The organism is Sinomonas sp. T428B (assembly GCF_056780155.1).
The window spans coordinates 2069745-2083725 of record NZ_JBRAZR010000001.1 but is presented as its reverse complement, the minus strand read 5'-3'; the positions used below and the strand labels follow the sequence as shown (position 1 = coordinate 2083725).

General features: G+C 71.6%; 11 protein-coding genes. 8 read left to right on the top strand and 3 right to left on the bottom strand.

Annotation, left to right across the window (positions count from 1 at the left end; all coding sequences use genetic code 11):
• Positions 1 to 113 precede the first annotated feature (113 nt).
• The 3 genes from ACUYMY_RS09545 to asnB all read right to left on the bottom strand — a co-directional run bounded on the left by ACUYMY_RS09545 (position 114) and on the right by asnB (position 6272).
• Positions 114 to 1421 (bottom strand): phosphoribosyltransferase family protein, encoded by a 1308-nt coding sequence (locus tag ACUYMY_RS09545; RefSeq protein ID WP_481703335.1) that lies wholly within the window; start codon positions 1419 to 1421, stop codon positions 114 to 116.
• Between the two features lie 108 nt (positions 1422 to 1529).
• Positions 1530 to 3542, bottom strand: a complete 2013-nt coding sequence (locus tag ACUYMY_RS09540) for a M3 family metallopeptidase (RefSeq protein WP_481703334.1) — start codon at positions 3540 to 3542, stop codon at positions 1530 to 1532.
• 66 nt (positions 3543 to 3608) lie between these two features.
• Positions 3609 to 6272, bottom strand: a complete 2664-nt coding sequence (gene asnB / locus ACUYMY_RS09535) for an asparagine synthase (glutamine-hydrolyzing) (protein WP_481703333.1) — start codon at positions 6270 to 6272, stop codon at positions 3609 to 3611.
• 140 nt (positions 6273 to 6412) lie between these two features.
• Here asnB and pdxT point away from each other — a divergent pair, with 140 nt between their 5' ends.
• The 8 genes from pdxT to secF all read left to right on the top strand — a co-directional run bounded on the left by pdxT (position 6413) and on the right by secF (position 13933).
• Positions 6413 to 7087: a pyridoxal 5'-phosphate synthase glutaminase subunit PdxT gene (pdxT, locus tag ACUYMY_RS09530; protein ID WP_481703332.1), complete on the top strand. Its 675-nt coding sequence runs from the start codon at positions 6413 to 6415 to the stop codon at positions 7085 to 7087.
• Positions 7088 to 7089: 2 nt separating this feature from the next.
• Positions 7090 to 7845 (top strand): YebC/PmpR family DNA-binding transcriptional regulator, encoded by a 756-nt coding sequence (locus tag ACUYMY_RS09525; protein WP_481703331.1) that lies wholly within the window; start codon positions 7090 to 7092, stop codon positions 7843 to 7845.
• Between the two features lie 21 nt (positions 7846 to 7866).
• Positions 7867 to 8508 (top strand): crossover junction endodeoxyribonuclease RuvC, encoded by a 642-nt coding sequence (gene ruvC / locus ACUYMY_RS09520; RefSeq protein ID WP_481705030.1) that lies wholly within the window; start codon positions 7867 to 7869, stop codon positions 8506 to 8508.
• Positions 8509 to 8744: 236 nt separating this feature from the next.
• Positions 8745 to 9395 carry a Holliday junction branch migration protein RuvA gene (gene ruvA, locus ACUYMY_RS09515; RefSeq protein WP_481703330.1) on the top strand — a complete coding sequence of 217 codons (651 nt, stop codon included), beginning with the start codon at positions 8745 to 8747 and terminating at the stop codon, positions 9393 to 9395.
• Positions 9388 to 10470 carry a Holliday junction branch migration DNA helicase RuvB gene (gene ruvB / locus ACUYMY_RS09510; protein ID WP_481703329.1) on the top strand — a complete coding sequence of 361 codons (1083 nt, stop codon included), beginning with the start codon at positions 9388 to 9390 and terminating at the stop codon, positions 10468 to 10470. The genes ruvA and ruvB overlap by 8 nt, the downstream gene beginning before the upstream one ends.
• A gap of 129 nt (positions 10471 to 10599) precedes the next feature.
• On the top strand, positions 10600 to 11067 hold the full coding sequence (gene yajC / locus ACUYMY_RS09505; RefSeq protein WP_481705029.1) for a preprotein translocase subunit YajC: 468 nt from the start codon (positions 10600 to 10602) through the stop codon (positions 11065 to 11067).
• A 98-nt stretch (positions 11068 to 11165) separates the two neighbouring features.
• Positions 11166 to 12935 (top strand): protein translocase subunit SecD, encoded by a 1770-nt coding sequence (gene secD, locus ACUYMY_RS09500; RefSeq protein ID WP_481703328.1) that lies wholly within the window; start codon positions 11166 to 11168, stop codon positions 12933 to 12935.
• Positions 12935 to 13933 carry a protein translocase subunit SecF gene (gene secF, locus ACUYMY_RS09495; protein ID WP_481703327.1) on the top strand — a complete coding sequence of 333 codons (999 nt, stop codon included), beginning with the start codon at positions 12935 to 12937 and terminating at the stop codon, positions 13931 to 13933. Before secD ends, secF begins: the two co-directional genes overlap by 1 nt.
• Positions 13934 to 13981 lie beyond the last annotated feature (48 nt).

The window sequence follows — 13981 nt, the reverse complement described above, 5'->3', positions numbered from 1 at the left end:
CTGCTCCAGGCCTCAGCGCACCGAACAGTCGTCGCCCGACGGCGGCCCGCACCTCGTCACGCGAGCTGAGGGCCGCCGTCGTCTGTGTCCGCCACGGCCGACGCCGGTCCCGCCTACGCGAGGTGCCGGGTGAACCAGTCCCGCGCGAGCTCGGCCACGACGTCGAGGGCGCCCGGCTCCTCGAAGAGGTGCGTCGCGCCGGGCACGATCTCAAGGCGGTGCTGGCAGCGCAGGCGGGCAGCCGCCTGCCGGTTGAGGGCCAGCACCTCGGTGTCCGCCCCGCCGACGACGAGCAGCGTCGGCGCCTCGACGCTCCCGAGCCGCTCGCCCGCGAGGTCAGGCCGCCCGCCCCGCGAGACGATGGCCGCGATCCCGGCGTCGGGCTCCGCGGCCGCCCACAGCGCCGCGGCGGCGCCGGTGCTCGCCCCGAACCAGCCGATGGGGCGCTGGGGCCCCGTGCGGCCACGCAGCCACGCCGTCGCAGCGCCGAGCCGCCCGGCGAGGAGGCCGATGTCGAAGACGGCGCGCCGGTCGAGCTCCTCCTCGTGGCTCAGCAGGTCCATGAGCAGGGTCCCCAGGCCGGCCCTCTCGAGCACGCGGGCGACGGCGCGGTTGCGTGGGCTGTGCCGGCCGCTGCCGCTGCCGTGGGCGAACACGACGACGCCGCCGGCCGGCGGCAGGTGGAGGCGTCCCCCGAGGACCGCGTCCCCGGTCCGGATCTCGACGTCCTCGTCGACGTTGCTGCCGGAGCCGGTGGTGTCCGGGTCCGGATCCGCCGCGGCCGTGCGCCGGGCCGCGGCCTCGAGCAGGGCCAGCACCTCGCCGTCGTCCGTGGGGGAGAAGTCGCGGTAGAAGCGTCCGACGGCGCGGAACACCGCCGGCGTCGAAAGGCACACGATCTCGTCCGCCTCGGGGACGCTCTGTGCGGTCTCTATGGGCCCGACGGGGACCGCCACGACGACCCGCGAGGCGCCGAGCTCGCGGGCGATCCGGCATGCAACGCGCGCGGTCGAGCCGGTGGCGATGCCGTCGTCGACGATGACCGCCGTCCTGCCGGCGAGCGGGACCGGGGCGTGGCGGGCGCGGATCGCGGCGAGGCGCTCGTCGAGCACGCGGCGCTCCTCGGCCTCGACCGCCGCGAACTCCCGCGGGGTCGCTCCCGACATCGCGAGCACGCGCTCGTCGGTCACGAGCGTGCCATGCTCGCCGATCGCCCCCATGGCGAGCTCGGGCTGGAACGGCACGCCGAGCTTGCGGACCACGATGACGTCGAGCGGCGCGTCGAGGGCGGTCGCGACCTCGGCGGCCACGGGCACTCCGCCTCGCGGGAGCCCGAGGACGACGACGTCCTGGCCCCGGTAGTCCTCGAGCGCGCGGGCCAGCTCGCGCCCGGCCTCCACCCTGTCCTTGAACACGTGCACGGCGGCCTCCTCCTCGCCCTGCTTCCACTCTCCCGCGCGGGGGCGGGATGGGGGAGGGGTGACGCCGTGCTTTGTCAGCGGCCGTCAGGGGCAGGCAGCCCCGGCCGCTCAGCCGAGGCCGCGCCGGGCGATGAGATGCGCGACGTCGGCGTCCCGGCCGCGCAGGGCGCGGAAGGACTCGAGCGGGTCACGTGAGCAGCCGCGCGAGAGGAGCTCGCGGCGGAAGTCCTCGCCGGCCTCGCGCGTGAGCCCGCCGTTCTCCTTGAACCACTCGACCGTGTCCGCGTCCAGGACCTCGCTCCAGATGTACGACCAGTAGCCCGCCGCGTACCAGCCGCCCGCGAAGATGTGCTGGAAGTAGCCCGTGCGGTAGCGCGGGGGCACGAGCGGGAGGGCGATGCCCGCTGCCTCGAGCGCGCGCGACTCGAACTCGGCCACGGTCCCCGGGTCCTCGCCGTCCGCGAGCCCGTGCCACGCGAGGTCGAGGAGGGCTGCGCCGAGGTACTCGGTGGTCGCGAAGCCCTCGCCCCACAGCCGGGCGGCCTCGAGCCGGTCGAGCTCCTGGGGGTCGAGCGGCTCGCCGGTGGCGTGGTGCCGCGCGTAGCTCGCCACGACCTCGGGCCACAGCATCCACATCTCGTTGACCTGGGACGGGTACTCCACGAAGTCCCTGGGCACGTTGGTCCCGGAGAAGCGCGGGTACTGCACGTCGGAGAGGAGCGCGTGCAGCGCGTGCCCGAACTCGTGGAAGACCGTGCGCAGCTCGTCGAGGGTGAGCAGCGCGGGCTCCCCGGGCGGGGGCTTGGGCACGTTGAGGTTGTTGACGACGACGGGCCGGTGGCCCAGAAGCCGGGACTGCTCGACGAGGGAGTTCATCCAGGCCCCGCCGCGCTTGGTCGCGCGCGCGAAGTAGTCCCCGAGGAAGAGGCCGAGGCCGGAGCCGTCGGCGTCGAGCACCTCCCAGACGCGCACGTCCTCGTGGTAGCCCTCCAGGTCGGGGCGCTCCTCGAAGCGGAGCCCGTAGAGCTCGCCGGCGGCATAGAACACGCCGTCGCGCAGCACGCGGTCGAGCTCGAAGTAGGGGCGCAGGGCCTGCTCGTCGACAGAGTGCCGGGCGCGGCGCACGCGCGCGGAGTAGAAGGCCCAGTCCCACGGCTCGAGCTCGTGGCCCGCCTCCTCGGCGAGCGCCGCGGCCTCCGCGTGGGCGTTGCGGACGGCGGCCGGCGCGAGCCGGGCGAGCATGCCGCGCACGGCAGCGATCGAGGGCGCGGTCTGGTCGTCGACGGCGAGCTCGGCGAAGTCTCTGTATCCGAGGAGTGCGGCCTTCTCGGCACGCAGCCGCGCCATCGAGGCCGCGAGGCCGGTGACGTCCGTCGGGCCGCCGGAGCTGCCCCGGGCCACGGACGCCTCGAAGATCCGCCGGCGCAGGCCGCGGTCCTCGAGCACGGCCAGGAGCGGCTGGTTCGTGGGCTGGATGAACGTCAGGAGCCACCCCGACTCGTGCCCGGCCTCGCGCGCGGCCTCCGCGGCGGCTGCCCGATCGTCGTCGGACATCCCCGCGAGCTCGGCCTCGTCGGTGACGAGGATCGCGGCGTCGTTGATCGCCGCGGCGACGCGCTGGCCGTACTCGGTGCCGAGACGGGAGAGCTCGGCGTTGATCTCGCGCAGGCGCGCCTGGCCCGCGTCGTCGAGCGCGACGCCGGCGCGGCGGAAGGCGGCGAGCCACTCGGAGACGAGCCGGGCCGACTCCGGGTCGAGCCCGTCCGTGGCGATGGCGGCGAAGCGCGCATGCAGTGCGCGGTTGAGGTGGATCGCGTCCTCGTGCGCGCTGAGCTCCGGCATGAGCTCCGTCTCGAGGGCCCGGATCTCCGGCGTGCCGTGGGACGAGACGAGCGTCGAGAACGCGGCCACGGCCCGTTCGAGTAGCCGCCCGGAGCGCTCCATGGCGACCGCCGTGTTCTCGAAGTCCGCGGGCTCGGGCGACGACGCAATCGCCTCGATCTCTGCAAGGTGCTCCGCGAGGCCCGCGCGGACGGCCTCGGCATAGTGCGCTTCGCTGAGCTCGCCGAACACCGGGAGGCCGTAGGGCAGCGGGCTCGGCTCGAGGAGGGGATTGACCATGAAGCGAGCCTTTCACGCAGCGGGGGCCGCGGCAAGCGCCGCGGCCCCCGACGGGGCTGGCCTGGGTCAGTCCTGGGCGAACACGAGGGACATCGGGGTGGCCTGGGAGCCCTGCCCCTGCGGGTTGTCCTTGAACATCCCGGCGATGGTCTCCTTCGGCAGCGCCGTGTCGTGGCCCATGACGACGACGCCGAGGTCGTTCGCGTCCATGATCGCCGTGCCGCCGAAGGTCTCCAGGGCCTCGGCCGGGAGCGCGGCGCGCACCGCCGCGCTCAGGGCGCGGGCGACGCCGTCGGGGTCCTTGGGCGCGAGCTTCACCGAGTTGCTCGCCGCGCCGAGGCTGTACGGCGTCGCGCCGTCGATCGCGTTGATGTTGTTCCCGACGACGTCGTAGAAGACGCCGCTCTTGCCCTGGAGCTTGCCGACCACCGAGGCGGCGGCCGCCTTGACGATGAGCGGCAGGCCCACCTCGTCGATGGCGATCTGCATCGACCACGGGCTCCCGAGGCCGATGCCCGCCGGGGTGCGCGTGACGAACTTGCTCAGCACACGGGCGGCGGGGGAGACCTTGATCTCCCAGACGGGGAAGGAGCGGCCCTGGGTGATCGCGACGATCTTCTCGCTCACGAGCAGGTACCACTGGCGGCGGTCGACGGCGGCACGCGCCTCCTGGGGGGCCGAGGGCAGGCCGTCGAAGAAGCGCTTGACGTATCCCGTGACGGCCGGGGCCAGCTCGGTCTCGCGCGCGAACACGTCCGTCTGGAGCGGGAAGCGCCGGTACGTGGTCCCTGCGGAGACGATGTCGAGCTCCTTGCCCGGGTTCGCCTCGTAGTCGCTCTTGCCCACCGCGACGTCGGCCGGGGCCTCGTCCTTGTCGATGAACTCGCGGAACCACAGCTCGACGTTGAGCAGCCGCCAGAAGACCATCGTGTCGGCGTCGTTCTTGCCGTTGAGGTACTCCTCGAACGCCGTCAGGACCGCCTCGCGGTCCCAGTACGGCCGGCTGTAGAACGAGTTGGACATGAAGACCTTGTAGATCCGCTCCTTCATGAGGCGGAACCACTCGGCCTCCGGGGTCGTGAAGCCGATCTTGTTGCGCCGGTTGCTGATCACCTCCGGCAGGAGCCCGCGCGTCGCGTCGCGCAGGACGCGCTTGTTCCAGCCCTCCTTGATGATCGCCTCGTCGGAGAGGCTGAAGAGGTACTTGACGACCTCCTTGTCGAGGAACGGCACGCGGCCCTCGAGCGAGAAGCGCATCGTGTTCTTGTCCTCGTAGCGCAGGAGCGAGGGCAGCGACTTGGCGAAGAGGTCGTCGATGAGGCGCAGCTTGAGGTTGTCCGGGATGTTCGTGAAGGACTCGCCGCTGAACTTCTTGGCCCAGTCCCGCTTGAGGAGCGAGCCCATGCCCACGGTCTTCTTCCCGCTCACCATGCCCGCCAACCGGAACCGGCCGAGGCGGTAGAAGACGTCGAGGCTGTTCCGGGTCTCCCTGGCCAGCGTCGCGTAGTCGCCGGCGGCCTTGAGCTGGCGCAGGTACGCGAAGTAGTAGGGGATGTAGCCGGCCATCATCTCGTCGGCACCCTGCCCGTCGAGGAGGACCGTGACGTGCTTCCTGGCCTCCTTCATGACGCAGTACTGCGCGTAGGGGCCGGAGGAGATGATGGGCTCCTCCATCGTGCGGACGAAGTCCTCCAGGTCCGCGGCGAAGCCCTCGGGGGTCGGCTTGATCTTGTGGCCGGCGATGTTCCCGCGGCACGCGTGGATCGCGGCGTCCGCGTACGCCTCCTCGTCGTTGATCGAGTTGGGGAAGACGGCGCTGAACGTGTTCTGCTTGGCGCCGACGGCCTCAAGGCCCTCGGCGTTCTCCTGCATGAGCTTGTTGATCGTCACGACGACGGCCGAGGAGTCGAGCCCGCCCGAGAGGGCGCTGCCGACGGGTACCTCGGAGTTGAGCCGGAGGCGGACGGCCTCGGTGAAGCGGCGCCGGTACTCGTCGACGACCTCGGGCGTGTAGGGCGTGTTGACCTTCGAGAGCTCCTCGAGCTCCTCGCGCAGTCGGGTGTAGGACGAGATGCGGAACCGGCCCGTGCCGAGGTCCACCGTCATCATCTCGCCTGGGAGGAGCTTGTTGACGCCGGCGAAGAACGTCTCCGCCGTGTCGTCGTGGATGCGGAACCTGAGGTAGCGGTAGAGGATGCGCTCGTTGGGCGCGGCCTCGATGTGCTCGGTGGCGAGGATCGGGCGGATCTCGGAGGCGAAGAGCAGCTTCGGCTCGGCCTCGGTCCCGGCGTTGGCCCAGTAGAGCGGCTTGATGCCGAAGTGGTCGCGCGCCAGGACGAGCTGGTTGCGGTGGCGGTCGAACAGGGCGAGGCCGAACATGCCATTGAAGCGGTCGAACGCGTCGGTGCCCCACTCCTCGTAGGCCTGGAGCACGACCTCGGTGTCCGACGCCGTGCGGAACGAGCGGCCGAGCGCCTCGAGCTCGGCGCGCAGCTCGCGGTAGTTGTAGACCTCGCCGTTGTACACGAGGACGGTCGCGCCGTCGGCGCTCACCATCGGCTCCTGCCCGTGGGCGACGTCGACGATCGCGAGCCGCCGATGCGCGAGGCCGACGCTGCCCTCCGAGAAGTACCCCTCGCCGTCGGGCCCCCGGTGCTCGATGCAGCTGTTCATCTCCTTCAGGAGAGTCTCGTCCTGCCCGAAGCCGTAGTAGCCGGCGATTCCGCACATAGGTGCAACCTCATCTTCTCGTCCGTCAGGTCCCGCGCTCCATGCTACCGGCGCTCCATGGAGAGGGCCGGAGCGGGATGCCGGGAAGCCCTCGGGTGGGGCCGGGAAAGGAGCCTCACGGCCTTGACTACACTGGACAGGTGACTTCCGCACCCCCGTTTGTCCCGGACCCTCCCGTCGTCGGCGTCCTCGCCCTGCAGGGCGACGTCCGAGAGCACCTGGCCGCCCTTGAGACCGCAGGAGCCCGCGCGGTCAAGGTCCGCCGCCCCGAGGAGCTCGACGGGATCGACGGGCTCGTGATCCCCGGCGGGGAGTCGACGACGATCGACAAGCTCGCGCGCGCGTTCGGCGTCGCGGAGCCCCTGCGGGCCAAGATCGCCGAGGGGTTCCCCGTGTACGGCTCGTGCGCGGGCATGATCCTGCTTGCCGACGAGATCGCCGATCCGACCAAGGACCTCTCGGGCCACGCCCAGGAGACCTTCGGCGGCCTCGACATCACGGTGCGGCGCAACGCGTTCGGGCGCCAGCGCGAGTCCTTCGAGACGGACCTCGACTTCAAGGAGGTCGACCAGACGGGCGGGCCCGTGCACGCGGTGTTCATCCGGGGCCCGTGGGTCGAGCGGGTCGGGCCGAGCGTCGAGGTGCTCGCAGAGGTCGACCCGCAGCACGCGTCCCACACGGCGACGCTGGAGGGCAAGGCTAGAATTGTCGCAGTTCGTTCAGGGCGGCTGCTCGCGACATCGTTCCACCCCGAGGTGACGGGCGAGACACGGATCCATGAACTTTTCATCCGCATGATCAAGGGAGAAGCGTAGGCATGTCCGGCCACTCCAAATGGGCGACCACCAAGCACAAGAAGGCCGCCATCGACGCCAAGCGGGCCAAGGCGTTCGCGAAGTACATCAAGACGATCGAGGTCGCGGCGCGCCTCGGCGGGCCTGACGTCTCCGGCAACCCGGCCCTCGACCTCGCCGTCAGCAAGGCCAAGAAGAACTCGGTCCCGAACGACAACATCGACCGCGCAATCAAGCGCGGGGCGGGCCTGACCGGCGAGGCCATCGAGTACACGGAGATCATGTACGAGGCCCGCGGCCCCCAGGGCTCCGCGCTGCTCATCGAGTGCCTCACCGAGAACCGCAACCGCGCCGCTGCGGACGTGCGCCTCGCCGTGACCCGCAACGGAGGCAGCATGGCGGACCAGGGCTCGGTCAACTACCTCTTCACCCGCAAGGGCGTCGTGAGCCTGCCGAAGAACGGCCTCTCCGAGGACGACGTCCTCATGGCCGTGCTCGAGGCGGGCGCCGAGGAGGTCAAGGACGGCGGCGAGAACTGGATCGTCTACTCCGAGCCGGCGGACCTGCAGGCCATTCGCGACGCACTCACCGAGGGACACATCGAGTACGAGACCGACGAGGTCGAGTTCGTCCCCTCCATGGAGGTCCAGCTCGACGCCGACGGCGCACGCAAGTTCGTGCGCCTCGTCGACGCCCTCGAGGACCTCGACGACGTGCAGAACGTGTACACGAACGCGGACGTGAGCGACGAGGTCATGGCGGCCCTCGAGGACGACTGAGGAATGGCCGGCCCTGCCCGGATGCCCGACGACGCCGCCGGGACCGCCGACGGCACCCGTGTGAGGCCCGGGTCCCCCCTGCGCGTGCTGGGCGTGGACCCGGGCCTCACGCGTTGCGGGCTCGGGGTCGTGGACATCCACCGCGACCGCACGGCGACCCTCGTCGGCGTCGGGGTCGTGGGCACGGACGCCCAGCAGCCCCTCGACGCGCGCCTGCTCGCGATCGCGAGCGCGATGGAGGAGTGGCTCGACCGCTACACCCCGGGGGTCGTCGCCGTCGAGCGGGTCTTTTCCCAGCTCAACGTGAGCACCGTCATGGGCGTCGCGCAGGCCTCGGGGATCATCATCGCGGCGGCTGCCCGCCGCGGGATCCCGGTCGCGCTGCACACGCCGTCGGAGGTCAAGGCCGCCGTGACGGGCAGCGGGCGGGCGGACAAGGCCGCCGTGACGCGGATGGTGACCAAGATTCTCCGGCTCGAGACGCCGCCGCGCCCGGCCGACGCCGCCGACGCCCTCGCGCTCGCCCTGGCCCACGCGTGGCGGGGGAGCGCGCCCGGCTCGCCATCCGCCGTCGGGCGCACGACGGCAATGACGGCGACGGCGCTGACGCCGGCGCAGAGGGCGTGGCAGGAAGCGGAAGCGAAGGCGCGGCGCGGCAGATAAGCCGAGCAGGACCAGGGTGGCGGAAAGGGCGGGCGGAAGCGAAAGCCCGCCGCGGCAGATAAGCCGACCAGGACCAGGGTGGCGGAAAGGGCGGGCGGAAGCGAAAGCCCGCCGCGGCAGGTAGCCGAGCAGGACCAGGGTGGCGGAAAGGGCGGGCGCGCCGCGGCAGATGAGCCAGCCCGGCGCCGTCGGCCGCTAGAGTTCTCGTAGATATGTTCGGGTGACAAGGAGTTCTCGTGATCAGCTTCCTCCGCGGGCCCGTGGCCCATGTTGGCCTGTCCTCGGCGGTGATCGATGTCAACGGCGTCGGCATGGCGTTCTGGGCGACGCCGCAGACTCTGGCCGGCCTGCGCGAGGGTGCCGAGGCTACGGTGCACACGTACCTCGTGGTGCGTGAGGACTCGCTCACGCTGTTCGGCTTCGAGGATCCCGGCGCGCGCGAGGTGTTCGAGGTGCTGCTCGGGGTCTCGGGCGTCGGGCCTCGTCTGGCCCTGGCCGTGCTCGCCGTGCACAGCCCCGAAGCGGTCCGCGTCGCGGCGCACTCCGAGGACTCGAAGGCGTTCACGAAGGTCCCGGGGATCGGGCCCAAGGTCGCCGCACGCCTCGTCCTCGAGCTCAAGGGCAAGCTCGTGCCCCTCGGCACCCCGGGCGAGCCCGCCCCCGTGCTGCCGGCCGCCGCCGGCGAGGAGGCGTGGAGGGCCCGGGTCGTCGAGGCGATGGCCTCGCTCGGCTGGAGCGAGAAGGACGCATCCGCGAACATCGACCGGGCGCTGGCCGACCAGCCCGAGCTCGCCGAGACGGGGAGTGTCCCCGAGATCCTCCGCGCGACGCTTCGCTGGCTCGGACAGGGCGCGAGGCCCGGCGTGAAGGCGGGCGCCCGTGGCTGAGGCGTCCCTCGTCTCGAGCGGGGAGGAGCCCGAGGAGCGCGTCATCGAGGCGGCGCTCAGGCCCAAGTTCCTCGACGAGTTCGTCGGCCAGGCGCGCGTGCGCCGGCAGCTCTCGCTCGTGCTCGAGGCCAGCCGCCTGAGGGGCCGCACGGCGGACCACGTGCTCCTGTCCGGCCCGCCCGGCCTCGGCAAGACGACGCTGTCCATGATCATCGCGGCGGAGATGAACGCCCCGCTGCGCATCTCCTCCGGCCCCGCCATCCAGCACGCCGGCGATCTCGCCGCGATCCTGTCCTCGCTCACCGAGGGCGAGGTGCTCTTCCTCGACGAGATCCACCGCATGTCGCGGCCCGCCGAGGAGATGCTCTACATGGCGATGGAGGACTTCCGCGTCGACATCGTGGTGGGCAAGGGCGCGGGCGCGACGGCGATCCCGCTCGAGCTGCCGCCCTTCACCCTCGTTGGAGCGACGACCCGGGCCGGGCTCCTGCCCGGCCCCCTGCGGGATCGGTTCGGGTTCACGGGGCACCTCGAGTTCTACTCCGTCGAGGAGCTCGAGCTCGTGCTGCGCCGCTCTGCGGGGCTCCTCGACCTCCGCGTGACCTCCGCCGGCTTCACCGAGGTGGCAGGGCGGTCCCGGGGGACGCCCCGCATCGCCAACCGCCTCCTGCGGCGCGTCCGCGACTGGGCGCTCGTGCACGGGATCGCCGAGATCGATGCGCGCTCCGCTGCCGCGGCGCTGGACATGTACGAGGTGGACGCCAAGGGGCTCGACCGGCTCGACCGCTCGGTGCTCACGGCCCTCGCGACGAAGTTCGGCGGCGGGCCCGTGGGACTCTCGACGCTCGCGATCGCCGTCGGGGAGGAGCCCGAGACGGTCGAGACCGTCGCCGAGCCATACCTCGTGCGCGAGGGTCTCATGGGCCGCACACCGCGGGGCCGCATCGCGACCCCGCTCGCCTACGCGCATCTCGGACTGCCGGTGCCCGCGGGCGCCCCGTTCGCGGACAGCGCAACCCTCTTTGGCCCGGGCTCAGAGGAGGGCCCGGAGGACTCCTCCGACGCCGCTCCCTGAGCGCCCGGCCAAGCCCGTGCGCTTAGACTGGGTACACGCCTCCCGCCACGGCGGGGGCCACTATGCTGTGCCCGCAGGCGGCCGCACGCCTCCCGGGCCTTCCGACAGATTGGACCTCTCATGGACTTGATGACCATCCTCCTGCTGGCCGTCTTCGCCTTCTTCATCTTCTCGATGTTCCGCCGGAACAAGAAGGCCCAGCAGCAGCAGGCCGAGATGCAGTCGAAGTTCGCCCCCGGCGTCGAGGTCATGACGAGCTTCGGCCTCTACGGGCGCATCGTCGCCATCGACGACGCCGAGAACAAGGTCGTCCTCGAGCTGAGCCCGGGGAGCCAGGCCACCGTGCACCGCCAGGCCGTGACCAAGATCGTCGAGCCGGCCGCCGTCGAGCCCGGCGCCCCTGTGGCGGGGGAGGCCGCCGCCCCGGCCGAGGCCCCCGAGGCCGGCCCGGTGGTGTCTGGCCCGACGGCCTCCACGTCGACGCCGCTCGGCCTCGGCAAGCCCGCTGCGGACGCGGGCACCCCGCAGGAGCAGCTCTCCGAGACCCCCGAGGAGACGCTCAAGCGCCTCAACGGCGAGGACAAGAACCAGAAGTAGCCATCGCCGCGCCGCCCGGGACCGTTCCCGGGCGGCAGTGATGCCCAGTGCCCGCGCACCGCTTTCGCCGGCGCCGCGACCCCGACCGAAGGACCACCATGGCACGATCCCGCACGAGGCCGGGACTCAAGACGCTCGTCTGGCTGGGCGTCATCCTCATCGCGCTCACCGGCGTGCTCGCCGGCGGCACCCTCGCGGGGCAGGCCTCGTGGGCGCCCAAGCTCGCGCTCGACCTCGAGGGCGGCACCCAGATGATCCTCGCGCCCAAGGTCTCGGGCGGCTCGCAGATCAGCCAGGAGCAGCTCGACCAGGCGGTCGAGATCATCCGCCAGCGCGTCGACGGCTCCGGCGTCGCCGAGGCCGAGATCAGCACGCAGTCCGGGCGGAACGTGGTCGTGAGCCTCCCGGGCACGCCGTCCGGCGAGACGCGCCAGCTCATCCAGGCCTCGGCAGACATGAACTTCCGCCCCGTGCTTGCCGCGGGCAACCCCGGCGCCGTGCCCGAGGACCAGCGGACCCCCGAGGAGCAGCTCCCCAAGCCCACGGCCGCCCCCGCGAATGCGAGCGACCAGAACTGGATCACGGCCGACGTCTACCGCCAGTTCGAGGCCCTCGACTGCACGGGCGCCCTGCCCGAGAAGACCGAGCGCTCCGACCCTGCGAAGCCGCTCGTGACGTGCGAGGGCGGGAGCAACATCGGCGGCCCCATCAAGTACATCCTCGGCCCGGTCGAGGTCGTCGGCACGGACATCGCCGGCTCGACCTTCCAGCTCCAGCAGGGCCGCCAGGGCGCCGTCACGAACGAGTGGGCCGTCAACATCCAGTTCAACGAGTCCGGCACGGAGAAGTTCAAGGCCGTCACGCAGCGGCTCAACGGCTTCTACGTCGCAGACCCCAACGACGTCCGCTCCCAGTTCGCGATCGTCCTCGACGACAAGGTCATCTCGGCGCCGCGCTCCCTCGCGGTCATCACCGACGGCCGCCCCCAGATCACCGGAAGCTTCACCGAGGCCACGGCCAAGACGCTCTCCGACCAGCTGCGCTACGGTGCCCTTCCGATCAGCTTCGACATCCAGAGCGAGGAGCAGATCTCCGCGACGCTCGGCGGCGAGCAGCTGCGCATGGGCCTCCTCGCGGGCGGGATCGGCCTCCTGCTCGTCATCGTCTACTCCCTCTTCCAGTACCGGGCCCTGGGCTTCGTCACGATCGCCTCGCTCGTCGTCGCCGGCGCCCTGACCTACCTCGCGATCGCGATCCTGGGCTGGACCGAGAACTATCGGCTCTCCCTCGCCGGCGTGGCCGGCCTCATCGTGGCCATTGGCCAGACGGCTGACTCGTTCATCGTCTACTTCGAGCGCATCCGCGACGAGCTGCGCGAGGGGCGCGGCCTCGTCTCGGCCGTCGAGAACGGCTGGAAGCGGGCCAAGCGCACCGTCCTCGCCTCCAAGGCCGTCAACCTGCTGGCCGCCGTCGTGCTCTACTTCGTCGCCGTCGGCAACGTGCGGGGCTTCGCCTTCACCCTCGGCCTCACCGCGATCGCGGACCTCCTCGTCGTGTTCCTCTTCACGCATCCGACCCTGCAGCTGCTCGCGCGCACGCGCTTCTTCGGCGAGGGGCACCGCTTCTCGGGCCTCGACCCCGAGCGGCTGGGCGCCGTGCCGCTGTACCGCGGCGCCGGCCGCCTGCGCGAGGCCTCCGAGGCCGCCCAGAGCGCACGCAGGCCGAAGAACGCAGCCGCCGCAGGCGAGGCCGGCCGCCGCATGACCATCGCCGAGCGCCGCGCCGCCGAGGCCCAGAGGCAGTCGGAGATGTCCTCCGCCTCCGGCCGGGCCGGCCGCGCGTCCGAGCGGAAAGAGGAGCAGAACTGATGTCCACCTTCTTCGCGCGCTTCGGCAACGAGCTGTACACGGGCAAGCGCTCCTACGACTTCGTCGGGCCGCACAAGCGCCTGTGGTTCGCCATCGCGGGCGCGCTCGTGCTCGTGTCCATCCTCATCCCCGTGCTCACGGGCGGGTTCAACCTCGGCATCGAGTTCCGCGGCGGCAGCGAGTTCCGTGTCTCGCAGGTCTCCGACACCGACCCGGGCCTCGGGGAGCAGGCCGTCAACGCCGTCGCGCCCGGCAACGCCCCGCGCGTGGCCAACATCGCCCCGGGCACGATGCGCGTCCAGACGGACCAGCTCACCGATGACGAGACGCTCGAGGTCAAGTCCAACCTCGCGTCCTCCTACGGGGTCGGCGAGGAGAACGTGACCTCGTCCTTCGTCGGGCCTACGTGGGGCGCCGACGTCACGCAGCAGGCCACGATCGGCTTCTTCGTGTTCGTCTTCCTCGCGGCCGTCCTCATGGCCCTGTACTTCCGGACGTGGAAGATGTCCCTCTCGGCCCTCACGGGCATGTTCGTCACGATGGCGATCACCGGCGGCGTCTACGCCGCGAGCGGCTTCGAGGTCACGCCGTCGGCCATCATCGGCTTCCTGACGATCCTGAGCTACTCGCTCTACGACACCGTCGTGGTGTTCGACAAGATCCGCGAGAACACCGCCGACATCTCCGCCTCGACCAGGCGGACCTTCGCCGAGGAGGTCAACCTCGCGGTGAACCAGACCCTCGTGCGCTCGATCAACACCATGATGGTCGCCGTCCTGCCGGTCGCCGCGATCCTCTTCATCGGCGCTGGCCTCCTCGGAGCCGGCACGCTGCGGGACCTCTCCCTCGCGCTCTTCGTGGGCATCCTCATCGGCACGGCGGCGACGATCTTCATCGCTGCCCCGATGTACGCGTGGCTGCGCGAGCGCGAGCCCGAGCTCGTCAAGCAGGCGGAGCGGGTCCGCTCGCGGCGGTCGACGGCGACTGCGGGCGTCTGAGCCCCGCTCTCGGGCATACACTGAGGGCAACCCGTCGTCAGTAGTGGA

Coding starts and splice junctions, on each gene's coding strand:
- ACUYMY_RS09540 (WP_481703334.1), bottom strand. CDS start 3,542: ATGGTCAATCCCCTCCTCGAGCCGAGCCCGCTGCCCTACGGCCTCCCG.
- asnB (WP_481703333.1), bottom strand. CDS start 6,272: ATGTGCGGAATCGCCGGCTACTACGGCTTCGGGCAGGACGAGACTCTC.
- ACUYMY_RS09525 (WP_481703331.1), top strand. CDS start 7,090: ATGTCCGGCCACTCCAAATGGGCGACCACCAAGCACAAGAAGGCCGCC.
- ruvC (WP_481705030.1), top strand. CDS start 7,867: ATGCCCGACGACGCCGCCGGGACCGCCGACGGCACCCGTGTGAGGCCC.
- yajC (WP_481705029.1), top strand. CDS start 10,600: ATGACCATCCTCCTGCTGGCCGTCTTCGCCTTCTTCATCTTCTCGATG.
- secD (WP_481703328.1), top strand. CDS start 11,166: ATGGCACGATCCCGCACGAGGCCGGGACTCAAGACGCTCGTCTGGCTG.
- secF (WP_481703327.1), top strand. CDS start 12,935: ATGTCCACCTTCTTCGCGCGCTTCGGCAACGAGCTGTACACGGGCAAG.